Origin of the sequence: Chryseotalea sp. WA131a, from assembly GCA_025370075.1 — a bacterium.
Lineage (GTDB): Bacteria > Bacteroidota > Bacteroidia > Cytophagales > Cyclobacteriaceae > ELB16-189.
In genome coordinates, this window is the sequence record CP073016.1 from 115470 (window position 1) to 139496 (window position 24027).

At 39.9% G+C, this 24027-nt stretch carries 21 protein-coding genes; 4 read left to right on the plus strand and 17 right to left on the minus strand.

From position 1 onward, the window contains the following. Positions 1-5: 5 nt before the first annotated feature. The 5 genes from KA713_00530 to KA713_00550 form a co-directional block, all read right to left on the minus strand. Positions 6-434 (minus strand): DUF2147 domain-containing protein, encoded by a 429-nt coding sequence (locus tag KA713_00530; protein ID UXE67123.1) that lies wholly within the window; start codon positions 432-434, stop codon positions 6-8. Between the two features lie 7 nt (positions 435-441). After that, entirely contained in the window at positions 442-1323 is an 882-nt protein-coding gene (locus tag KA713_00535; protein ID UXE67124.1) for a hypothetical protein, read from the minus strand. Positions 1324-1412: 89 nt separating this feature from the next. Then, complete coding sequence (locus KA713_00540; protein ID UXE67125.1) at positions 1413-3707, minus strand: sodium-translocating pyrophosphatase; 2295 nt, start codon at positions 3705-3707, stop codon at positions 1413-1415. Positions 3708-3949: 242 nt separating this feature from the next. Next, positions 3950-4654, minus strand: a complete 705-nt coding sequence (locus KA713_00545) for a T9SS type A sorting domain-containing protein (GenBank protein ID UXE67126.1) — start codon at positions 4652-4654, stop codon at positions 3950-3952. Positions 4655-4788: 134 nt separating this feature from the next. Continuing rightward, a complete protein-coding gene (locus tag KA713_00550) occupies positions 4789-6351 on the minus strand; it encodes an Organic solvent tolerance protein OstA (protein UXE67127.1) in 1563 nt (520 codons plus the stop codon). Between the two features lie 137 nt (positions 6352-6488). Between KA713_00550 and tilS the strand changes: the two genes are divergently transcribed. The 3 genes from tilS to KA713_00565 all read left to right on the plus strand — a co-directional run bounded on the left by tilS (position 6489) and on the right by KA713_00565 (position 10982). Further along, positions 6489-7802, plus strand: coding sequence for a tRNA lysidine(34) synthetase TilS (gene tilS, locus KA713_00555; GenBank protein ID UXE67128.1), 1314 nt, complete (start codon positions 6489-6491; stop codon positions 7800-7802). A gap of 79 nt (positions 7803-7881) precedes the next feature. Continuing rightward, positions 7882-8814: a malate dehydrogenase gene (gene mdh, locus KA713_00560; GenBank protein ID UXE67129.1), complete on the plus strand. Its 933-nt coding sequence runs from the start codon at positions 7882-7884 to the stop codon at positions 8812-8814. Between the two features lie 137 nt (positions 8815-8951). Next, complete coding sequence (locus KA713_00565) at positions 8952-10982, plus strand: serine hydrolase (GenBank protein ID UXE67130.1); 2031 nt, start codon at positions 8952-8954, stop codon at positions 10980-10982. Between the two features lie 14 nt (positions 10983-10996). Here the strand turns inward: KA713_00565 and KA713_00570 are convergent, their stop codons facing one another. The 3 genes from KA713_00570 to KA713_00580 all read right to left on the minus strand — a co-directional run bounded on the left by KA713_00570 (position 10997) and on the right by KA713_00580 (position 12671). Then, the gene (locus KA713_00570) at positions 10997-11431 is read right to left on the minus strand and encodes a M23 family metallopeptidase (protein ID UXE68985.1); all 435 of its coding nucleotides are present in this window, start codon (positions 11429-11431) and stop codon (positions 10997-10999) included. 90 nt (positions 11432-11521) lie between these two features. After that, complete coding sequence (locus KA713_00575) at positions 11522-12292, minus strand: class I SAM-dependent methyltransferase (GenBank protein ID UXE67131.1); 771 nt, start codon at positions 12290-12292, stop codon at positions 11522-11524. Positions 12293-12347: 55 nt separating this feature from the next. Next, a complete protein-coding gene (locus KA713_00580; GenBank protein ID UXE67132.1) occupies positions 12348-12671 on the minus strand; it encodes a hypothetical protein in 324 nt (107 codons plus the stop codon). Between the two features lie 93 nt (positions 12672-12764). Here KA713_00580 and KA713_00585 point away from each other — a divergent pair, with 93 nt between their 5' ends. Further along, on the plus strand, positions 12765-13805 hold the full coding sequence (locus tag KA713_00585) for an IS5 family transposase (GenBank protein ID UXE67133.1): 1041 nt from the start codon (positions 12765-12767) through the stop codon (positions 13803-13805). 482 nt (positions 13806-14287) lie between these two features. On the opposite strand, the gene KA713_00590 is transcribed toward KA713_00585, so the two are convergent. From KA713_00590 to KA713_00630, 9 genes are all read right to left on the minus strand, one after another. Continuing rightward, positions 14288-15082 (minus strand): tetratricopeptide repeat protein, encoded by a 795-nt coding sequence (locus tag KA713_00590; GenBank protein UXE67134.1) that lies wholly within the window; start codon positions 15080-15082, stop codon positions 14288-14290. Beyond that, positions 14974-15366 (minus strand): hypothetical protein, encoded by a 393-nt coding sequence (locus tag KA713_00595; GenBank protein ID UXE67135.1) that lies wholly within the window; start codon positions 15364-15366, stop codon positions 14974-14976. Before KA713_00595 ends, KA713_00590 begins: the two co-directional genes overlap by 109 nt. Positions 15367-15538: 172 nt before the next feature. Then, positions 15539-15715 (minus strand): hypothetical protein, encoded by a 177-nt coding sequence (locus KA713_00600; GenBank protein ID UXE67136.1) that lies wholly within the window; start codon positions 15713-15715, stop codon positions 15539-15541. A gap of 3 nt (positions 15716-15718) precedes the next feature. Then, positions 15719-16243, minus strand: a complete 525-nt coding sequence (locus KA713_00605; protein UXE67137.1) for a hypothetical protein — start codon at positions 16241-16243, stop codon at positions 15719-15721. 196 nt (positions 16244-16439) lie between these two features. Beyond that, positions 16440-16958, minus strand: coding sequence for a hypothetical protein (locus KA713_00610; GenBank protein UXE67138.1), 519 nt, complete (start codon positions 16956-16958; stop codon positions 16440-16442). 379 nt (positions 16959-17337) lie between these two features. Further along, positions 17338-19317, minus strand: coding sequence for a Dyp-type peroxidase (locus tag KA713_00615; GenBank protein ID UXE67139.1), 1980 nt, complete (start codon positions 19315-19317; stop codon positions 17338-17340). Between the two features lie 9 nt (positions 19318-19326). Continuing rightward, a complete protein-coding gene (locus tag KA713_00620) occupies positions 19327-21840 on the minus strand; it encodes a pyruvate formate lyase family protein (GenBank protein ID UXE67140.1) in 2514 nt (837 codons plus the stop codon). A gap of 12 nt (positions 21841-21852) precedes the next feature. Further along, positions 21853-22203, minus strand: coding sequence for a nuclear transport factor 2 family protein (locus KA713_00625; GenBank protein UXE67141.1), 351 nt, complete (start codon positions 22201-22203; stop codon positions 21853-21855). A 20-nt stretch (positions 22204-22223) separates the two neighbouring features. Next, the gene (locus tag KA713_00630; GenBank protein ID UXE67142.1) at positions 22224-24014 is read right to left on the minus strand and encodes a hypothetical protein; all 1791 of its coding nucleotides are present in this window, start codon (positions 24012-24014) and stop codon (positions 22224-22226) included. Positions 24015-24027: the final 13 nt, after the last annotated feature.

The following is a 24027-nucleotide window of genomic DNA, read 5'->3' on the forward strand; positions in this document are numbered from 1 at the left end:
ACGTGCTATGGCACTCGTTGCCAAGTTTGAGTACGAAAAAAGGGGCCTAAGTAACCCCTTACCTTAAGGGTTCCTTCCTCAATCCATAACTTGCACCGATAGATTTTGCCGACTTCCGGATCTAGGATGTGGCCTCCCGTATACTCATCATCGTCCTTTTTCATATCCCGAATGATTTCCATGCCCAGTATTTTTTTGTTGTAGCGATCATCTTCGGTTGGACATTTAGTACACACCGGGTCTTGATCTTCATTGGGCTTGGGGAAAATTTTAATGATTTTACCGAATAGCTTTGCACCTCGTTCTGTAATTTCTACGATGGATTTTACTTCGCCCGTCTTATCATCAATGCTTTTCCATTTGCCCGTAATGGTCTGGGCAGGTAAGGAGGTCACCAATAGGATAGAAAACAGTCCAAAAAGATATTGCTTCATGGGTTGGTTAAATTTGGGAAGGGAAAGTTAGGGTATTTTTGAGATTTAAAAATGCTTCCGCAAATCGTTCTGCTGCCCCTTGGCTGTAGTGAAAAAACAACTCGGGTTCAATCAGCTCTAATTCCATCAAAATAAATTCGCCATCACGGATAACTCCATCGACCCGCGCATAAAGCAAATCTTCTTTTATGTACGATAGGATACGTTGTGCGGTGGCAATCATGGATGGATCTGGGCTAAAAGGAAGGGTAGTCCCTCCATGATCGGCCTGTACTCGAAAATCCCCATGGGCAGCTTTTTTCAATACTGCGTGAGAATATTTTTTATCAAAAAAGATCAATGAGACTTCACCAGTGGTTTGTATTTCTGACATAAAGCATTGAACCAATAAGTCTCTCTCTTTGGCAATTGGCTTGTACTTGGCTTCTATTTGGTTGATTTCATTGATCGAGAAAGATTCCGTCAAGAAAGCATTGGCAGACACAGCAGGCTTAATAACGATTTTGTCCCAACCCTTGATGGCTAATTCTTTCAAGGAGAAGCTGTTCGTCTTTTTGATAAAAATGGTAGGAATAATTCTAACGCCTTGTTTCTCCAATTCTTCCAGATAGAACTTGTGCCGATTCCAGTTGACAATTGAAAGTGGGTTGAATATTGGCACTTGAATTTTCCCTACCATCTCCAACCATTCAAAAAAAATTTCAACATGCAAGTGATAATCCCAAATGGAGCGGAGCAAAAGGCAGTCAAAGTTTTTCCAGTCGATCGAGGTGTCATTCCATACCAGGGGTACGGCTTCTATACCGTGATTTGCCAAAAGTGAAATCAACGTTTTTTCGGGCTCGGTAAGGTGAGGGTAATCGCTGCAGGTGACGATGCCAATTTTCATTTTTTTGGTATTACTTCGGTGTTGTCAATAATGAAAAAGAGACTGCCCTTATCAGACAGTCTCTCTTTTTTTGTATCTAAGCAAAACGATTAGTGAGCAGGAGCGGAAGGCTCCTCCACTTTGATTACAGATTCAATGGTTGGTTTCACTTCATTTTTAGCAGTTGGTTTTTCTGATTTAACCAACAATGGGGCTATCACCAATGCCACAATAGACATCAACTTGATCAAAATATTCAACGAAGGGCCAGAAGTATCCTTGAATGGATCGCCTACCGTATCGCCAGTAACGGCTGCTTTGTGTGGCTCCGATTTTTTGTAGTACATCTTGCCGTTGATTTCCACGCCTTCTTCAAAGCTCTTCTTGGCATTGTCCCATGCACCGCCCGCATTTGATTGGAAAATTGCCATCAAAACACCCGATACGGTTACACCTGCCAACATCCCGCCAAGGGCTTCCACCCCGAAACCAGGAAGGAAAGCAATCACCACTGGTACAATCACGGCCATCAAACCTGGAAGCACCATTTCTTTCAACGCAGCTTTGGTAGAAATTTCCACGCACTTGCCATACTCGGCAGAACCGTCTGCATCATGGAAAGTTTTTTGGTCTTCTGATGACCAATCTTTCATGTCTTTATCACCATTTCTCTTCATTACGGCAAGGGCCGCTTTCAGAAGAGGAATGTCATTGAATTGTCTCCTCACTTCTTCAATCATAGCCATGGCTGCACGACCTACCGCGCCCATTGCCATGGCCGAGAATACAAATGGCAACATACCGCCAATGAACAATCCTGCCATTACGTTTGCCTTCGATATGTCAATCGAATTGATTTGAGCCGTAGTCATAAATGCACCGAACAAAGCCAACGCGGTAAGCGCAGCAGATGCAATCGCGAAACCTTTACCAATGGCAGCAGTAGTATTACCAACAGCATCTAATTTATCGGTGCGTTGACGAACTTCTTTGGGAAGCTCAGACATTTCCGCAATACCACCGGCATTGTCTGATATAGGGCCGTATGCATCCACTGCCAATTGAATACCTAAATTTGAAAGCATACCTACCGCTGCAATAGCGATACCGTACAATCCACCAAAGTAGAAAGCACCGATGATAGAGAATGCAATCACTAACGTTGGCAGCATGGTTGACATCATGCCTACTCCCAAGCCTGCGATGATGTTAGTAGCCGCACCGGTAGAAGATTGTCTGACAATGGAAAGCACCGGTTTCTTGCCCATAGCTGTGTAATATTCAGTAATCAAGCCAACGAGCACACCGCCCACAAGGCCGATGATGGTTGCCCAAAATACACCCAACGCGGTCATGGTTCGAACAGTTGGATTACCGGCTGCGTCTCTGTAAAGCAAATCGTTATACGTCCACTCTGCCGGAAGCATCCACGTGATAATAAAATACGAAGCAATGATCATCACAATAGACGAAGAAAACTCGCCCATGTTTAATGCTCTTTGCGGATCGCCACCTTCTTTTACTTTTACGAAGAACGTTCCTACGAACGACATGATAATACCAACTCCTGCCAGTACTAATGGCAGCAACACAGCAGAAAGTCCATTGAAATTATCGCTGAAGCCAGGTACCATAAACGCAGCTCCCAATACCATCGTACCAACAATAGAACCTACATACGATTCGAATAAATCGGCACCCATACCCGCCACATCACCCACATTGTCACCCACGTTATCGGCAATCGTTGCAGGGTTCAATGGGTGATCTTCAGGGATGCCAGCTTCTACTTTACCCACTAAGTCTGCACCTACATCAGCAGCTTTTGTATAAATACCTCCACCCACACGTGCAAACAATGCGATAGAGGATGCTCCAAATGAAAATCCTGTAATGATGGTGATTACTCTCGTTACATTTTCTTGCGTATCCAAGCCAAACATATTTCCATACACAATCAAAAGAATGCTTAAACCCAACACGCCAATACCAACTACACCCATGCCCATTACCGAGCCACCCACAAAGGCTATTTCCAACGCTTTGCCTAAACTTGTTCTAGCCGCATTGGTGGTGCGTACGTTAGCTTTGGTAGCCACCCTCATACCTATAAATCCTGCTAAAGCCGAGCTAAACGCACCCAACGCAAATGACACACCTACCAAGGGAGATGAAGTGGTGCCGTTGGCCGTAACGGCCAGAAGAACTGCCACACAAGCTACAAAGATGATCAGCACTTTGTATTCTGCTTTTAAGAAAGCCATAGCGCCTTCGGCAATGTGACCGGCTATTTTTTTCATTTTGTCCGTGCCGGCATCTTGATTGGCTACCCAGGCACTTTTCCAAATAACATACAACAAGCCCAGCACTCCGAAGAAGGGCAATACATACAATAGGTTTTGCATACAGGTTTTTAGGTTTATAATTCTCGCCCCATTACCAAACAGGGGCTTAAAAAAGTGTCGCAAAGATAGAAGAACTTGGCCATTGGGCAAATCCAGAAAGTCATTATGGAATTAGGGCTAGGGGCTCTTTATTTTAGCCATAAAGGGCTACTGATACGGAACTTTAGCAACAAACCAAAAGCAGACTTTAATCACAGTAGATTGTTCCGATACTACTAAAAATAATAGCGCATTGGACCGGGCTATTTCCTCACCACTAATTTGCGGGTAAGGATGCCGCTGTTGTTTAAGTAAACAGTATAGAAATAAATCCCAGGCACCAATTCATCGGCAGAGATTTTTACCCTGGTTTCCGTGCTCGGAAGTTCGTAATCCCCCATGGGCTTGCCTAGCACATTGTGCAAAACAATCTTTGCTTTGGAGGTTTCGTGGTGAAGCTTGTATTCAATAATGGCCTGGTCTTGCACAGGGTTGGGGTACACATCTTGTATGGTGATTTCTTTCGATTGAAAGATGAATGATCTCCCTGGTTTTTCTTCTACTACCAAAGAGACAGGTCGCTCAACCACTTCGGTATGGGATCCTTTCGGGAAAACTTCGATTTTAATAGCAGACTGCATTGCTTGCATGCCACTTTCAAAAGAATAGCTAAGGTCGGCAAGGGTTTCGCTAGGTTCTAGGCGTCTAGAAAATTCTTCTACAGTAGCGTCCAAACAATTATTACCGAAGCAGAAATACCCTTTTTGCGTATCACCTAAGTCATTTTTTGTTACCCGTACCGTGTAAATCTGCGCTTTGTCGCTTGTATTCTTTAAGCGGAGCGGAATGCGGAGAATTTGGTTGGGCGAAATTTGATAATGTTCGGCAGTTTCAGATAATTCGAAGCTCTGTGAGAAAGCTTGGCATCCCCACACTAAAAAAAAACCAAAAAAGGTCAATCGCTTCATTTGTGTTTCAACATGTTTCCAGATTTTTTGATTGAATACACTTTTCAATTGAAAAGTATCAAAAAAAACTGAAATTCTACACAAAAGAATTAAAAAAGTTCAGATGTGATACAATTTTGGATGTTATCATATCGTTATGCCTTCCTTTTTTTCACCACCTCATTCCTTCTGGGTCTATCTTTAATTCGCCAGACAAAGCCTTTTAGCGTCTCGTCATCGGGCTTCAGTTCATGCACCGGTATGAGCTTGGCATCGGGCTTTACATAAAAGCTCACATTGTTCACTTTGCCTTGCTTGAAATTGATGCGCATGTTGCTGCAAATCATTTTGTTCATGCCCATCGTAATGAGCAGTTTTACTAATAGACTATCAGTTTTTAAAACGTCTTTTTCTTCCAACGCATAATAGAGGCTTTCGCCATTGCCCTTTACAACTACATGATGAATACTTTTCCCCTCAAAGTAAGAAGTCATGAGTCTGCCCTTGATTTGGTTAAAGTTCCGCATCGAGTCTTGCGAAATCACAAACGAGTTGTTGACCATGTAAATGCGGTTTATCTTTTTGTTTTTGAGCAGCACCCGAATGGAGTCGGCTGTCATCTGGTTTCCATCGCTCCATAAAACGGGATCTCGATAAAAATAGAGTGTGGAGTCTGAATTGACATACACGAGCGAATCGGCCGAGCCTTGCATGTTGCTTTTGAAAATCTTTACGTGATGATAAGCCAACAGGCGTTTCTTTTTGGGGTCAACACTTTCTACCGAAGTGAGTGTATCGGCAGACAAAAAAAGTGTATCGCCATCGTCATCCACCTTTGCGAGGTATGCATGACCGTACACTTTTGAGATGCCCTTCTTCTTATCATAAAAGGCATCGTCACCATAAATCGTCATGTTATCTTCTTTGGAGGTCATGGCCACACGCCCCTTGGACCGGTAGAGTTTTCGTTTGTCGTCTAAAAAATTTTGGTCGCCCTTCATCCGGTAGGTAGGTGTTTCAAACAGCCCTCTCTCTAACTGTGATACTTTTTGGATAGTGTTGTATTCACCACTTACGTAGATTGCTGTTTTTCCGTCTTTGGCCGTAACGGTGGTAGAGTCTCTAAAATAAACAATGCGTGTTTTGGAATTGTACTGCAGCGTGTCGGAGGCTAGGGTATTGTCTTCGTTGACACCCACTACATTTTTTTTGAAAGAAGCCAAATTGGTGTTTACATCATAATAGCCCTTCCAACTGGTAAGCGTGTTGGTAGTGTCTACCAGTTTGCCACCGTTAAAATAGCGGGCCTCATTTTGTAAGCGGTAGTAATCCAAAAAATCGGTGTAAAGAGTGGCCAGCCCTTTTTTTACAAACACTACATTTTTTCTGAGCTTGGCGATTTTGGTATTGCCATCGTAGGCGAGGCCCTTTGCCGTAATATCAACTGAATCGCCATCCACAATATGAACATTGCCAAAGGCATTCAATTCATTTTTTACTTTGTAAAAATGTGCAGAGTCGCAATAGATGGTGGTATTATTTTGTTCAAACACCACATCGCCCACCAACCGATCGAACCGCTGGCCGTCTTTTAAACTACCGTAGGCGGTGTTGGCTTTCTTGAGGTTGATTTTCTTTTGGGAGAAAGCTGGCAATGCCAACAGCGCTGCCACCATTAGTAAGCCCAGTTTTTTGTACCCGCATCGCTGGTTAGGCATAAATACTCGAAGGCATCTGAATATTGTGTGAATAGAGGTAGCCACTATCATTTCATCAAAATCGTAAAATTCAAAATAGCACCTACAAAAATCATGGTAATCAAGTCAATCATTCTAATCATCGTTTACCTTTGTGTGTGCTTCAAGCCTTTCAGCAACATATTGAGCAAAAAAAACTGTGCAAAGCTACCGATAAAATTCTTGTGGCCGTAAGCGGAGGATTGGATTCGATGGTGCTGATGCATTTGTTTCAAGAAGCGGGTTATCAAATACGTGTTGCCCACGCCAATTTTCAATTGCGCGGTATTGAATCGGATGGAGATGAAGAATTTGTTCGCCATTGGTGTAGCCGATTAGGGCTCTATTTTTATAGCCAGCGCTTTGAAACCAATAACTATGCCACCAGAAAGGGCATCTCTACCCAAATGGCTGCCCGCGAGCTGCGGTACCACTGGTTTGAACAGGTGGCGAACCAAGAAAAGTTTGATTGGATTGCCACCGCCCATCATGCAGATGATTCCGTGGAAACGGTGCTGTTAAACCTAACAAAAGGTGCGGGCATCGAAGGGCTAACGGGTATTGAGGTTCAGAACCAAAATATCATCCGTCCACTCTTATTTGCTTCACGCGAAAGCATTGAAGAATTCGCAGCTGCGAAAGGCATCGCTTGGCGCGAAGATCAGAGCAACGCATCCGATGACTATCAACGCAACTTTATCCGACACCAGGTAGTGCCTCGATTAAAACAACTCAATCCTTCTTTTGCGGAGTCTATTGTTCGGTCGATTACAAAATTGCAAGGCACCGAAGTGCTTTCGCAGATTGGGTTAAGGCAATGGAAGCAGCAATATGAAGTGGTTAAGGGCAATGAAATTCACCTTTCTAAATTGGGATTAAAAACACTGGCGCATCCTGAATCGGTTTTGTATGCGCTCATCAAAGAGTATGGGTTTAACCTCGCCCAATGCGAAGACATTATAAAATCGCTGGATGGGCAATCGGGCAAGAAATTCAGTGCCGAAAGGTATGGCCTCGTGATCGATCGAACAGAAATCATCCTTTATAAGTTCTTTAACGCAGAAGAAGTTTTTATCACGAATGAAGCCAACCATTACCAACTGGGAAGTTTGAATCTTTCGGTTTGGTCCGAATCTCTACCTAACATTTCGAAAGCAAAAAATGCTGCGAGCTTGGATGTTTCTAAGTTAACCTTCCCATTGAAATGGAGAAAATGGAAGCCGGGAGATTCTTTTCAACCGCTTGGCATGAAGCAGAAAAAGAAGCTGAGCGATTACTTTATTGACGAAAAATTGACCTTGGCTGATAAAGAACAGGCTACCGTTATTGAAAGCAGGGGAGAGATTGTTTGGGTGGTAGGCCAACGCATTGACGACCGCTATAAAATTACCGATGAAACTACCAATTCTTTCATTTTAGATTGTGGATTTTAAATTTAGATTTGCACCCTGAATTTGCCCGGATAGCATTAGATACTTTTCAAACAACTCCCATAACTTAACAGATCATTTCATGAAAATTACTGTAGTAGGTGCTGGTAATGTAGGCGCCACCTGTGCCGATGTATTGGCGTACAAAGAAATTGCCAACGAAATTGTGTTGGTAGACATTCGCGAAGGCTTTGCTGAAGGCAAGGCATTGGATATTTGGCAAAAAGCGCCCATTGATTTGTACGATACCCGTACCATTGGCTCGACCAACGATTATGCAAAAACTGCCAATTCAGAAGTGGTGGTGATCACTTCTGGTTTGCCGCGCAAGCCCGGCATGACGCGCGATGACTTGATCGGCACCAATGCAGGAATTGTAAAGTCGGTAACCGAAAATGTGGTGAAGTACTCACCCAATGCCATCATTATTGTAGTGTCCAATCCATTGGATGTGATGACGTACCAAGCACACATTACTTCCAAACTTCCACGCACACGCGTGATGGGTATGGCGGGTATTTTGGATACGGCCCGTTATCGTGCTTTTTTGGCCGAGGCGTTGAACGTTTCCCCTAAAGATATTCAAGCGATGTTGTTGGGTGGCCATGGCGATACAATGGTGCCACTTCCTCGCTACACTACTGTGGGCGGCATTCCGGTAACGGAATTGATTGCGAAAGATAAATTGAACGCCATTATTGAGCGCACCAAAGTAGGCGGTGGTGAGTTGGTAAAACTGATGGGCACGTCTGCGTGGTATGCCCCGGGCTCGGCTGCCGCACAAATGGTGGAAGCAATTGTGCGCGATCAACGCAGAGTGTTGCCTGTATGTATGCAACTAGATGGCGAATACGGGATCAAAAATTGTTACTTGGGCGTGCCCGTAATCTTGGGCAAAAACGGTATCGAAAAAGTGATTGAATTGGAGTTGAATGCCGAAGAGAAAGCGCTCTTGGAAACCAGCCGCCAGCATGTGACGGAGGTGATGGAAGTATTGGAGAAGTTGGGGAAATAACGAATTAGTTTTTTAGCAAAAAGGCACAAAGACGTCAACGTTTTTGTGCCTTTGTTTTTTTATGTGATTTTTCTTCGAGATCAAAGAACTATTTGGTATGCTTTCCTCATCCCACTAATCAGTAAACTCCAGGTAAAATGTTCAAAATCGCCTTTACGATACTTCTCAGCATTCAACTGGGGTATTCACAAATTACCGTAAAAGGAAAAGTAGTCAGTCAAACGGATCAGAAGCCTATTGCCTACGTCAATGTTGGAATAGTAAACACCGGGTTCGGGACGATTTCCAACGAAGATGGTTCGTTCTCACTGCAAGTGCCCCAACTCAATTTGAAAGACACGCTTCGTTTTTCTGGAATTGGGTATGGTAAAAGAAGTATTCCGATTCAATCATTTCTCACAAAAGACGTCATCGTTTATTTGAAGGAACACGTTACACAATTGAACGAAGTCACCGTCACCTCAAAAAAAGAAAAGAACAAAACGTTTGAATTGGGAAATAGAAAGTCGCGAGGGGGAACACTTGAAACCGACACGATTTATGCAGGTTCGGCAACGGCTCTCTTGATTGAAAACAAAAATCCCGTACAAAAAGGCTTTTCATTTCCAGTTTACTTACAAAGTGCAAGCATCCGGATTTTCAGAAACAATTTGCCAGCCTTCAAAATGCGCGTTCGGCTGTATTCAGTTGATAAAATTACAAAATCGCCTGATGAAGACCTTCTAAAAAAAAGCGTTGTAGTTGAATCGACCATGCGAAATGGTTGGTTGACGTTTGACCTTTCTGAATTTCAGTATCTAATCAAGGAACCTTTCTTTATCGCCTTTGAGCAAATTCTTACCAAAACCGATAGAGCCCAGGTTGCAAAAGGCTACCAAGACTTTATCAAAAAGCACCCCGACCGGTTGCGCATTGACACGGTTGTCTTTGAGGGTAAAAAGCAAGTGCGGCAGCGAGTGGGGATGAGTGGTATTGACTTGCCCGGAACATTTATTGGAATAGCTCCGGGCGAAGCGGCCAGCAAATTATATAGCTGCTTTACTCGAAACACGAGCTTTGACAAGTGGGAAAAAGTGCGCGGGACTTTAGCTGCCACTGTAACGGTGAGCAACCAGCCTCCAGCCTCCCAAGCAGTTTCCACTATCGCGCCAGAAAAGCCTTGCCAAGAAAGCAGTGCGGCATGTGCCGCCATAGAAGATTGCAACAATTTTTTAGGCGAATCAAACGTAAATGGTTTGCAGCTTTGCGTAAGCATAAAAGGCAAAATAAAACTATCGCGAGGGTTTGGATTGGCTGACGTTGAAAACAAACTGCCAGTAACCCCTAACACTCGCTTTCGCATCAACAGTGTATCAAAAGCGGTAACCTCGGCCGCGCTGATAAAACTGTTATCTGAAAATAAATTGGATTTGGATGCGCCTATACAAAAATACATTCCTTCATTTCCATTGAAGAAATATTCATTTACTACTCGCCAACTGGCTGGACACTTGGCTGGTATTCGAGATTACCACGAAAATGACTTGAGCGACTTAGTTCGTACCGAACATTATGAAACGGCCACTCAAGCTATCAAGATTTTTGAAAATGATAGCTTGCTGTTTAAGCCTGGCTCACAATTCCACTATTCTACATTTGGTTGGAATTTGATTGGAGCCGTGATTGAAGGCGCGAGCGGCCAAAACTATTTGGATTACATGCAGGAACATATATGGAAGCCAATGGCAATGATGAATACGGGTGGTGATGACAACACCAAAAACATTTCCGAAAGAAGTAAGTTTTATGACGCCACGGGAGAAGAGAATAACTATGGTGATTTTAGCTACAAGTACCCAGGCGGTGGACTTTTATCAACAGCCGAAGATTTAGTAAAATTTGGCAATGAATTATTATATGGTAATACGCTCAATCCCACGCTGACCAAAAAGCTATTTGAAACACAATTTACTTCATGGAATAAGGTAACTGACTATGGAATGGGTTGGTACATTGGGAAGGATAAGAATGGCCATCGCATTTGGTACCACGCAGGCGATATGTTGAGCAGCAGTTCATATTTAATTATCTATCCGGACGATGACATCGTTATTGCTTTCTTGGCCAATTCACAAGAAGGAGTTTTGTTTGATATGGAGAAGATTGGGGAGATGTTTTATACCAGATAACGGAAATATCTTTTTCATCTTTTAAAAGAATCAATTGGGTTAAGATAAAACATTTTCTTCCAACCCTGCTGAGATCCATCAATTCTCCAAACATAAGGTATCAAAGTCACGATTGAATAATGGAGATGTGGCTGTTTTCCTATTGCATTGCCAGTAGTGCCTACCGTTCCCAACTTCTCACCAACGCTTAAACACGAAAACGAACTCGTAGATATATTCTCCAGATGTGCAAAGTAATGCACCTTCCACTTTGGCCCGAGCAGCAACACCACATTGCCGCCAAGCAGAATATTGCCTGTGTACAAAACTATACCAGAAGTTGAGGCTATTACTGGCGTTCCCTGCTTAGCAAAGATATCAACCCCTTTGTGCGTGCCCGACTTTCCCCACGGATAATACCAATACGAATTAGGGTGATAGCTTTTGGAATTCGCTCCTTCCACCGGCATGTTAAAATTTTCTGGAATCAAAAAGCCAATGGCGAGAAATAAGATCAGTGAAAAAATAAGCTTATGTCTGGTCTTAAATCTTGACATCGCTCAACCTTTCTTCCCCACATACAAAACCTCCTTGCGCTCTACGCCAAAATACGTTGCCTTTTCTTCCGTGAGGTCGGCTGCGAATGTATTTTGTGTAGCATGCAGTCCGGCTTGTTCTATTCTTTTGGAATAGTCTTTTCCAAACTTGCGCACATGGTCATCTTGGCCGAAGGCTTTTTCGCGGGCGCGTGGGTCGGTGATGGAGTTGTCTTCGAATGTCACTTCTGGAATGGGATGAAAAAAAGGAACTTGCAAAATGGCCCAGCCACCTGGCTTTAGCACACGGTTGATTTCGCTCATGGCTTTGATGTCGTTTTGCACATGCTCCAACACGTGGTTGCACAGCACGGCATCAAAATGATTTTCACCAAACGGTATTTGATGGATGTCCATCTTTACTTTGGCTAGAGGAGATTCTATATCTGCTGTGATGTAGCCCTCACCATGCAGCTTCTCGAAAGGTTTCATAAAGCAAGGTTCGGGTGCGATGTGCAGCACCTTCAATTTTGCAGAAAAGAAATTCGTTTTATCGCGCAGGTAAAGCCAAATCAACCGGTGGCGCTCTAAACTTAAACAATTAGGACAAAGTGCGTTTGGTCGGGGATTGATTCTGCCATACGGCAAGAACGAGCGGTATGGATGGTTGCAGATGGGGCACTCTACATTTTTGCCTGCATAAAAAATACCCAATACTTTTAGGCCAATACCACTGAGCCGCTGCAAATATTTTCGGGGCACAAAGCGAATGACCCACGCGATAACTTTTTTCATTGGGGGCAAAGATAGTGGTTATGGGAAGTAAGAAGGAATGTAAATTGGGAGATGCCTAAATTTTTGTAGGAATTCCTTCAGTGTTGTCCATGATATCAAGATTAAGCTTACTTGCTATTTTTTTCATTTCGTGAATCAAATCATTCTTGTTCTCTTTGGTCATCAAATGTATTTTATCGTTCTCAGAAAATTTCAAATATCCATCAAAAACTTCTTTTTGAATAGTGGTTGACCTTGCTCGCGAGTTCATGGTTTGAGTCACTTTACTTTTTATGATGGATAGATAATCGATGGATTCAAACTTTTCTTTTTCACCGTGCTTCATTCCCAAAATCCACAAATAATCATGATAAAGCTTATCATCAAAATCAATTGTCAATCGATAATGAGTGGTGAATATTATTAAGGGTATCTCTAAAAACCCTACGAAATTATCTATAAATTTTGTTTCTTGAGAAAAAGGAGAAAATAGATGAAAAATAAATCGAGAGGATTATTTGATGAGCAGTTTCGGTTGGATAAAATCGGTAAGCAAAACGATCCATTGTTAAAATTGCAAGCCCACATTGACTTTGGGATTTTCCGCAAACCCTTGGAGGCACATTTTGAATCGGGAAAAGACAGAAGCCAAGGCGGTCGCCCTTCCTTTGATTATCTGATGATGTTCAAAATATTGATTTTGCAGCGCTATTATAATTTAAGCGATGACGGCACGGAATATGCGATTTTAGATCGTTTATCGTTCATGCGTTTTTTAGGGTTGACCATATCTGATACGGTGCCCGATGCCAAAACAATCTGGAACTTTAAAAATGAACTTGCCAAAGGCAAGATGGTGGAGAAATTGTTTTCCTTGCTGGATAAAACCTTGAGCCAACGGGGTGTAATTCTTAACAAAGGCCGAATGATAGATGCCTCCATTGTGGAAGTCCCTATTCAACGAAACAGCCGCGATGAGAACCAACAACTCAATGAGGGGATTATTCCCCCAGATTGGAAAGATAAAGAAAACAAGCTACGCCAGAAAGATATTGATGCCAAATGGGTTACGCACAATGGAAAAAGTTACTATGGGTATAAAGACCATGTGAAAGCCGATGCGCGCACCAAACTCATTACGGGTTATAAGGTAACCCCTGCCAATGTTCACGATAGTGAAATGATTGGACCATTGATTGACAAAAGGGATCGCGGACAAAAAGTATATGCTGATAGTGCTTATCGGAGTGAGAAAATTGAAAAAGAGTTGAACGGAAAAAATATGACCTCCATGATCCATGAAAAAGGATACCGCAATAAACCCCTTACCAATGCGCAGCAAAAGCGCAACAAGAAGAAATCAAAGACAAGGGCAAGAGTGGAGCACATTTTTGGGTTCATGACCAACTCGATGAACCGAATGTATATCCGATGCCGAAACTTTGTGAGGGCCAAAGCAACGATTGGTTTAATGAACCTCACCTACAATTTGTTCAGGCTAACGCAGATAAAAGTGAACTTGAATGGCCGATAGTTTGACCAAATGGTCAATCATCATCCTGCCAAGGGTGAAAAGAAAAAGTCAAAAGAGCCCTTAATCACTATTTTTTAAGATTGCAAAGAAAAAATTCGATAAACTAGGAAGTGAAAAAATTTAAAACGGGTTTTTAGAGATGCCCTTAATTGACTCGTAATCTTAACCCTCATTACTAACACGCATCTATAAAGATAATATTTTTTATTAATTGGACACATTAATTCAATATAAAGTTGGAATGCAGATTGGCTCTTTTGCTTGCTTTGGTCTCGCGTGGAAAGTGCGGCAAGCAAATGTGCCAATGTTCGAAGCGCTGAATCTGTCCCGCGGCATTGTGCATAACGTTTCATGCTTAAGTCAGTAGCGGGATTTTGAAACTGCGTCCTGTCCCGCAAGCACAACTAAATTTAAGTAAACGAAACGAACTTGCCAACACGTCACCCCGCTATTGCATAAGCATAGTGTTGTGGGTAGTGCTTTCACTCACAATATTTTTTTAAGGCATCTAATATCATCGGTTTATTGTCGCCAAGCTCTAAACCTTTCTTTAGGTCAGAGCATATTTTTATTTTCTCCTCTTGAGGTATTTCTACTTTGTCCTTTGCTGCTAAAACTGTAACTCCACTATTTTTACTCAAAGTTCTTCTGTCTTTGAATTCATACTTCCTAAGTCTCGCAAAAGCTCGGTTGCTCAACGATTCCATGTACATTGGTTCGAGATCAACCGCTTTATCATAATCCTTTATCGCTTCGTCAAACTTGAAATTGTATAGATATGCTGTCCCACGATGAAAATATGCGTCACTATAATTTGGATTAATTTCAATTGCTTTCTCATAAGACTTTATTGCGCCTTGATAATTCTCCTCGTTAAACATTTTAATTCCGCTCGACAAATATTTGTGAAACTTGTCATCTTCCTTGGTCGCGCCTATTACTTCGCCTAGTTTAAAACTTGTCTGCCGCTTGAGTTGGCCTGTCGAATACCACTCTTTCCAAAGCCCATCGTCTTTTCCATTCACGAAATTTCCTTCCTGATGAAGTGTCCCGTTCATAAAGTACTCTTTAGATTCTCCTGTTTCACCGCCATTGACATAATGAGTAAAATAACTCAAATTTCCATTTGGGTAATAAACATTTCTTCGACCTTCAAGTACACCATCTTTCAGCGTTCCGTCCCCTTGTTTTTTTCCATTGAAAAAATAGTCAATGAATTGTCCAGAATAAGGAGAAGCCGATTTGGAGAGATACCATTTTCCGCCTTTCCTCTCCATTTGCTTCGTGTCGGAATTCTCTTTACTTCCTCTGGTCGCTTGAAGAACTCCTTAGTTATAATGAAAATAATTTTGTCAATGTCGTTGTAACCGTGCTTTGCAATTTCTTCCTTTTTTGTCACGACCGTCAGAGTTTCAATATCCGTCTCGGCAAGTGTTCCTTCTTTCGGGTCAGGATCTTTTAGCACGGGAATAGAGTCCACGATATACAAGACCTTCTCTGACCCTTGGCCATAAGTTGTCAAGGTGAAAATTGTCAAAGTAAAAATTATTAGTCCCTTCATTAGATGTCTACATTTTCTTGAAAGCATTACCCACAACGTGAGTATTTGCGTTCGAGCGGGGCTTTCGAAGCCGCGTGGTGTCCCCGACACTGAACGCATTAAAGATACGAAAACGTTGGATTACGCGTCAACCCCGCTTGAAGCAAATACAGTTGTTGTGTGTAGTGCCGCATTAACTCACTTTTATTCGTGGACGTCTCTTTTGACTTTTTTTAATTCGGTCAATCATGTTTGCTTTTTTTAATTTGTCCGCCTTAATAAAGTCGCTAATCATTTTTCTTTCTTTCTCTGTCAGTGGTCTAGGGTCAACTACAAAGTCTACGTTTAAAGGTTCTTTAATCAGTCCCATATGTCAGTCGTTAAAGTATTTGTCAATAAGTCTTAATGAAGTCTCGGGTGTAATAACCATAAGAGTCCCTCCAAAGTGAACGGCACCTAATGATTTAATGTAATGCTCGATTAATTGAGTTTTAGAGTTAAACGAAAGGTATCCACCGCCACCTCTTTGGTATGAAACCCTACAAGCAAAGGCAACTAAATTGCCAGGCACACCTAAATATGCCTTGTCTTTTCCTTTATTGAATGGGGCACTTTCAATTAAGTGCATGTAAACATGGTCGTCTCTGAAGGTTATGCTAATCAGTCCTTGGATATTAGTACTTCCCGAAATTGTCAGTTTATAGACCTCTTTTTCCGGAGCCTTAAGTTCTGATTTCCAGTCAAATAACCACCCACTTTTCTTGGTTATTCCTTTTATTTCGTCTCTCGTCAATAAGGAAACGTCAGTTTTAAAGCTGTCGCCTGTTTTTACGTTTTCAATCGAATTTGTTAGCTTATCTATAACAAAGTCGAGATGGTTAACTTTTACTTTTTTCACTCCACAATTTACAAAATTTTCTCCTCTTTTTCGATAGGACTTAATTGTCCCGCGGCATTACACACAACGTAAATATTTGCGATCGGGCGGGAATTTAAAACTGCGTCCTGTCCCCAGCGCGAAACGGAATAAAGATAACAAAACTTTGAACTGCACGTCAACCCCGCCTGGCGCAAATATATTGTTGGGCGTTCGTTTACTTTCTCAACCTAAACGTGTTTAAAATTTCCTCTCCGATTTTTTTATAGCTGTCGTACTTTTCAATTTCAGAAGTGAATGTCACCAAAAAGGCTTTGTCATTTTTTATAAAGCATTTTGAAGAAATTTTTAGTTTCAGTTTACCTTGAGTCATTGCGTAAGTTGTCCTATAAAAGCTTTCGTTGCCAGTCTTTACAATTTCAGACTCCGAGACTTTAGCGTCAAGGGCAGCATTCTCCAACTGCTTGTCTGTAATTAGCTTATATTTTTCAAGGTCGATGTTTTGTCCGGCCAAGTTTTGAATAATAATGTTCACATTCTCCCTAAATTTGTCTGATTCGTTTTCTAATGGCGCAAAAAGAAGCAAGTCAGTGCCCATTGTCTTTGAGCTGTCCAACTGCCAATTTTTTGGGTACTTAATTTGATAAATTTTATTAACAAATTCGATGTCCTGAATTGTCTGCGAATAGCTAAGAGTCGTAAGTGCAAGAAGTAATGTTACCAAAATTATTTTCATATCGTGTCTTTAAATGACGCCCAACGGTTTGCGGCTTTGCGAAGAAGCGGATTTCGGAGTACAAAACTGTCAATATACCACAAAAGTTGATGCGAGGTAGGATGTTCAATTAATCACTGAACCCGCTTTTTTGCAAAACCGCTGTTACCTGCTGGCCTTCTGATCACCGTGTCGCTGTATGCCTTGTAAATATTGAGTTTCTGTCTCATTGTCTGCTGTGTATGTCGGGCTGTGTGTTGGAGTATTTTTATTTTTTTGAAGCGTTGGGAAATTTTTTAAAAACAATTTTTGTTTGCGTTTGCAAACCAAGCTCTTTTGCAATTTTTGGTCTGTGCGTTGGCTTGTGCGAATTGCAAATGTGCTTGCTTTTAGGGTTGGCTTATTCTTTTCCTATCAATTTCATTTCTCCTTTATGGTTTACATGATAAGCATAGAATTCTATTGGATCTGTTAAGTCATCCAAGAAATGGTTTTTTTTGATTAGCTCAATAAGACCCGAATCTAATGACCTTTTAATAGTTAGGAATTCATCAAGATTGGCTTGATTATCATCAATTAGTCTAACCCTTCTATATTTACCATCTTTCAAGTAATCCAATACGATTTTCTTCTTTTTCTCAGCAACAGTTCCTGTCAGGAGATTTCCTGACCTTTCAACATACATTCTTGAAGAATCTATATCAATACCGTACTTACGGAAAGTATTCAAAAACTTTTCCTTATTATCAAAATCGCTACGTGCCGTCAAAAACACAATTCGACTTCCTTCTGAATTTGAGGAAATTATATTGAGTATCTTTTTAATCTCCGAAACTATCGTAATAATGGGTTTCGATGTTTTTAAAAAGGTATCAGAGTCTCTAAACTCGCCAAAATCAAAAGATTCTCCTTCTTGCAATTTGTAATCATTAAACTCTCTATTATCTAATAATTTTATAACAACGCTATCTTTTATTACTCTGATATTGGCGAAAGTATTAAAAATTGTTTCGTCAATATCAACAAATGTTATTCCGTAGCCATAAATATGTTGTGGTATTTTATAGGGAGTTTTTACATATTCTTCAAACAAACCCGATCCAACAAAATCATCTTTTGTTTTTCTTGCTGGGGGACAGAAGTAGTAGCCTCCATCTATACTTTTCAAAACATCTTTTGCATACAAAGCATCTATACCTGTTCCTTCTACAGGAAAATTTGGATTCATTTGCCACATATTCGTTACATGCTCAAATTGATTTTGAATACTTTTCATAAATGCTAAGAAGTGAAGTCCATTGATTGATTTTCCACTTTCGTCAACTCCGTCAAAAAAAGGATATGGCCTTCTTAAGAATCTTCTGTTTAAATCATTTTCTCCAAATAGGTCGGGAGTTGGTCTCCTTGGTTGAACCTTTCTAATGTGAGAATTCAATGGACCATCTTTGGGGTCTGTAGGATTAGGATAAACAGGTGTTAAGTTATTTATCCCTTCTTTATTTCTGGAAATAGGTAAACTACTATCTTTTTCTCTTCCGATAATACCTTCTTGGGTTGATTTCGAAAATGCCTCCCATACTGGCATCATTTCTCTAATCTTTTTATAAACCAAATAGGAGCCCCCGATACACCATTCAGGTTCATTGCAATTTTCATCTACATATACTAATTTTTCTAGGTCGATATTTGCTCTAAGATTGTCTATGCCATCATTGAACTTTAGAAACTCCTTAGAATCGGGACGACCAAAACCCTGTTGTACACATATTACTTGAAAAACATTCTCTATTTGGTTATTGCTGATTTTAGCTGCAAATTTCTTGTTGACATATTCGGCAAGGGTTCTAGTAATTGCTACATTGACGTAAGGATGATCGCTAGACACCAATATAAGTAAGTCAGAAACTGAGTTAAATGGGTCAAATTCGTCCCCAGGAAATTTCGGTATGATTTTTAAGTTTTTCGGTTTTCTAAAACTTAAACCGAATCTATCATTACCGAATTTATCAACAAATAGAGAATGACCGTATGCAATAGTGAATGTCACACGCCACGATTCAGGTATCTGTGCTAATGAATTTGGAATTCTTGCTAAATCTTCCTTTTTATCAGATTGCGGTGTTCTAGTCATTTCATAATAAGCTATATCTGATAATAACTGAAGTAAAATTCCTAACTCAGATTTATTTTTAACTGCAACATTTGCCTTCAGTATTGCTGCAAAACCCTGTTTGTCTACCCGCCCACGGAACAATTCATAGTCTTTATCATCATCCAATTCTTTAGGAGAAAGCAGTGGAAACTGAGGATCAGAAATACCACTTTGGTATGGACTATCTAATATTGGCAGTGGTCTTGGTATAAATTTATTTTTTTCCATGATATAATTTTATTTAAACAATGGCCTTCTTTTATGTTGTTCTTGTAGGGCTGGGAATAATGAAATAAAAAATTCCGTCCATCCGCCCATTCTTACTCTTAGCAAATTGTAATCATCAGGATTATCCTGAGCATTTTTAAAAGATTCAGGATCACTAACAGTTATCGTAAGCATATTGCCTCCATGACCTTCGGCAAAGGACTTTATTATTTTGGTCAAAGCAACCTCATCAAAGTCTTCTTTTATATTAAAATCAGGTGGAGCACCATCTGAAAGTAGATTTATTGAGGAATCAGAAAAGCTTTCCAAACCATCCATAAATTTTATTGTTGGTGTTTGAGGAATTGGTTGGTCAGAATGGTGGGGTGCCGGGGATAAATCGGAAGCTATAGAGTCAAAGGCATATCTACCGTCTGGTGTTGCCCCAACAAACGAACCTGAAAAGTTATACTGCTCAAATGTTCCTACTCCTGGAGCTAGTAAAATTTCAAATTCTTTACCTTCTATGTGATACAGATTGTGAATTCGTTTCCAATTTTCTTCATGTACTTTATCTGTTCTTGCCACTTGAAGAGAATCATAAAAAGATGTTATTAATTTATGTGCAATTTCATCTACATGCTTATTTCCTTGCCCAAACTTAGGTTGATTAATGCACAGGTTTCTAATTTCAATAATTCTTTCATCTGATATCTTGAGTCCAACTACCTCTTTATTTCTTCCCCAGTTTGTTCTCAAACATGAAACTAATTCCTCAAGCGAAAACAGTTTATCTCCAAAAACAAGATTCTTAATTACGAATAAGGAATCTGTTGCTGTACTTATTCCAGTCATTAGAGGCGAAAACAAATGATACTTCGAACCACCGCCAGCAAGGTCTCGTCCAGTTTCAATGCAGCCATTAATCATGGCAGACAATAATGGGGATGGAGATACACCTTCTTTGCTTCCATAAGCAGAAAGAATACCATGTAAAAATTTGTGACACCCTAATAAAAGATGTTGCTCAAATATTGACCAAAAATCTTCATAAGTAGAAATATCTTTGGCTTGTTGGGATCTAATACTTCCTTTGCTACCTCTTAAAAAAGTTCCACCTGAAAAAGCAAAACCCGCCCCACTATTTAAAGTTTTTTCTAGGACATCTAATGCACCAACAAAACCAAAACTAAACTCTGTTTCACCAGCAAATAGAGTTTCGTAACATCCATCACATGCATAATTCCTTGCACTCTTAAGTTCAACTGTACCCCCAGTTTTATTTTGCAGTGCCGGAATAATTTTGTCATCATTCATTAGAATTGGATGTGCCCCACCACTTAATATGGTTTTTGCAGCTGCGGAAAATAATTTATCATTGCTTTTAGAATGAACCCTTAAATCAAGAGTTGGGCTATTCAAAGGCAATCGTCTTGCAGATTCCATGCACATAAAAGTAATTTCATTTACAGCATCTGTTGCAATGTCTTTATTATCGGCTATTACTCCACCAATAGTAACTTGCTGCATCCACTGGTTGACCAATGCACCTTGGTCAAAGTTACTTGGGCCTCCTGTTCCTAGTAATGCTCCATCTGATGAAGTAAATCTATCTTCGATAAATCTTCTGTTGTGAACTACTTTTTCATCCAGTTTTATCCAAAAGCAATCAAGGATTTCTTGTGCTTTAGCTTTAGTAACAATTCCCCTTTCTAAATCTCTTATGTAAAACTCATTAAGTAATTGGTCAAGTCTACCTATGGGTACAATTTCACCAGAAAAATGAAGTGCACAATGCATTATGTAAATAGATTGCAATGCATCTGTAAAAGTTTCGCATGGCTTGGCTGGATATTCTCTAAGTCCTTCTGAAATTGATTTTAGACTAATAGCCTTTTCGTCATTTGGATGAAATGATTTTGAAAGTTCAAACGCATAATCTGCATAAGCATTAATGTAAAACAGGACTCCTTCTAACGAATCAATAACTGATTGATAAAACTGCTTCTGCTTTGTTTGTTGATTTGATAGAAGATCTTGCTTTGTTTGACATTCTGTTATTATCCCTAATATTCCCTTCTTTAAAACCACTTCATGGTCAGGTACTATATGACCGAATGGCGACCACTCGTTGAAATACCTCAATTCCCAATATAGCCTTTCTTCTTCTGTTAAATACTTTACTAATTCCTTACCTTGACCCACAGAATATGGAGGAAGTGTTCCTACAATTAATTCTAATGGATTAATCTCCATTGTCCCCTTCGATTCTCTGTTTATTGGGTCAGAAATAAATTCAAAAAGTTTTTTTACAGCTAATCCTTTTCGTTCAGCCACAGACAAAGATTTGACTTTGGAAAGTTCATCATTCTTGTAATAATCGAAAAGATGACCCATTTCACCAAAGCCAATCCATTTTGGTTTTGTATGCCATTTTTCAAACGCTTCTTGCAAAAGAATGCAAACTCTTGGTGTAAGTCTATCTGTGTGACCATCTGGTAAGGATTCCAAATGTTGCCAAAATGAAAGAATATTTTTATGCATAGTTTCTATTTATTATTTTACCTTACTAATTACTGTGCCTCTCACCGTCTGAGCAACAATAAATCCATCTCTAATTACAAACGTATCAACTCCATCTGCGATATAAATTGATGGTGTGTCTGCAGTCCATTCAAAGAATACGATTTCCCCTTCAATAGTTTCGCTAACTATTTTTGATGTTGAACCTACCTCTAATGATTTGAAGTGGTTGTCGTATTGCTTATAAATATTTTCTTTCCCTTTAATGACTTTATTTGTTGTTACGTAAATAGCATCATCAGCAAAATCAAACATTACGTCATCAATATTGGCATTGGCAAAAGCAATACAATGATGTTCCCATACTTCTTTAGTTGTTCTCATATATTTATATTAAATGTAAATTAGAAAATGAACCTATCCCGATTTATAAACCCGGTTTCATCGAAATAGTAATCCATCCATTCATCACTTTCACTAAGATCGTTCCATTCCTTTTTAAGGACAACCTCTTTTTGTGCAAGAGTTTTTGCTCCTGCCTTAAGTATTTTATCTTGAAGTTTATACCGCCATTTAAAATGATTGACTATATCCAATACATGTGTTGCATAAGCTTGTGCAATAGCTTTATCTTTCTTAATTATTAGCATATTCTCATCATTTTTATAAGAAGCTGCATAACCTAAATTATGACTACCTGTTATAACAACACAATCATCACTAAAAGGGTCAATAACCAATAGCTTATCATGTATTGTAGAAAAACCAAGTTTTAAAAGTTCTCCCTCAAAGTAGCTAAATGGGCCAGGAATTGCTGCTACACCTGTGACCCTATCAAAATAATATGTAGCAGGTTTCTCAAGTATATCACTTGATACAATATTTGTAGTAACACTCTTTGCTATCTTTGCGTCAGATACCGCTCCTCTTACAAATAGGGGTTTCCCTTCGGGTCTTTTGGAAGCTACTTCCTTGATTTTATCAATTATACTTGGGCTTCCTGGATTAAATACTAAATATAAAACGGATTCTTTGGCTTTTTCAATTAGATCAAATACTGCCTGCATATCAATGGGAGTAGCAGGATTTTTTGGTTTGGACTTCTGCACAGTATTGGGAGAGAACCAAAGAGTTAAATTCGCATTTTTATTCATTTTATTTGTTGTGCTATTGGAGGCACACCACTCTCGAAAATCGGCTCCCTGTTTTTCATCTCTCTCATATTCTAATTTCATTTGATCCCAATAATCTTTGTACTGAGTTGCAATTTTCTCAGAATTAATGATTATCATGTTATTTGTTTGACCGCATAAACCAGTTGGAGTCCAATTTGTGCTACCTGTAAGTATAGATTGTGGAGTTCCTTCATTATCTACATAAATCACAAACTTATTGTGTCCAATATGTGAACCCAACATCCTATCATATACTTTTATTTTTTTGTTTGAATGAAGATTCATTCTGGTTGTTTCATTGGTTCCATCATTAATCGTGATTGTCTTTTCCTTACCATTTACAATTTTAGTCTCTGACTTATTTGCATTGCTCAAGATGATTTCGGTTCCTTTATTTTTCGTCAACTCCTTTATTAAAACATCATCTGTAAGTTCATACAAAGCGGCATAATATTTACCGCCATTTTCTGATGCTTTTTTGAAAAATGAATTTACATTGAATAGCATCTGCCCACCCAATCTCTTTCTCCATATGCTTGAAGGGTTTGTTATAAACTCTTTAGCTTCCGCTTTCGTTACGGTTTTACCTTTTTTTCCTGATTTAGCAAATGCTTGCGTAGATAATATTCCTCTATTAAAGATTACTTTAGCTTCTCCATATTCTTGGGTTCTTTTTGTAGATTCTGTTATTATGCTATTTATTTCATCCTTCTCTAAATTATCCCAAGTACCAATCATAGGATAGATTTTATACTTTATTTCTTTATTATGTGGGGCATATAAATCCTTCCAATTAAAGCTTTGTATTGGCCATTCATCTGTTGTTTGAGGTGATTTTCGAGAATCCTCTTCTTTATTGAATCCAACGGTTGCGTATAAACCTGTTGGTTCTTCAACATTATCAACTATCCTGTGAATACTGAATCCCAAACAATTATCTATCTTTTTGGGTAAACTCCACCACAGATAAATCAGGTCATTATTTGCCAGAACTACAGATTTTGTTTTTGCTTTTGCCATGATAATTACTTTT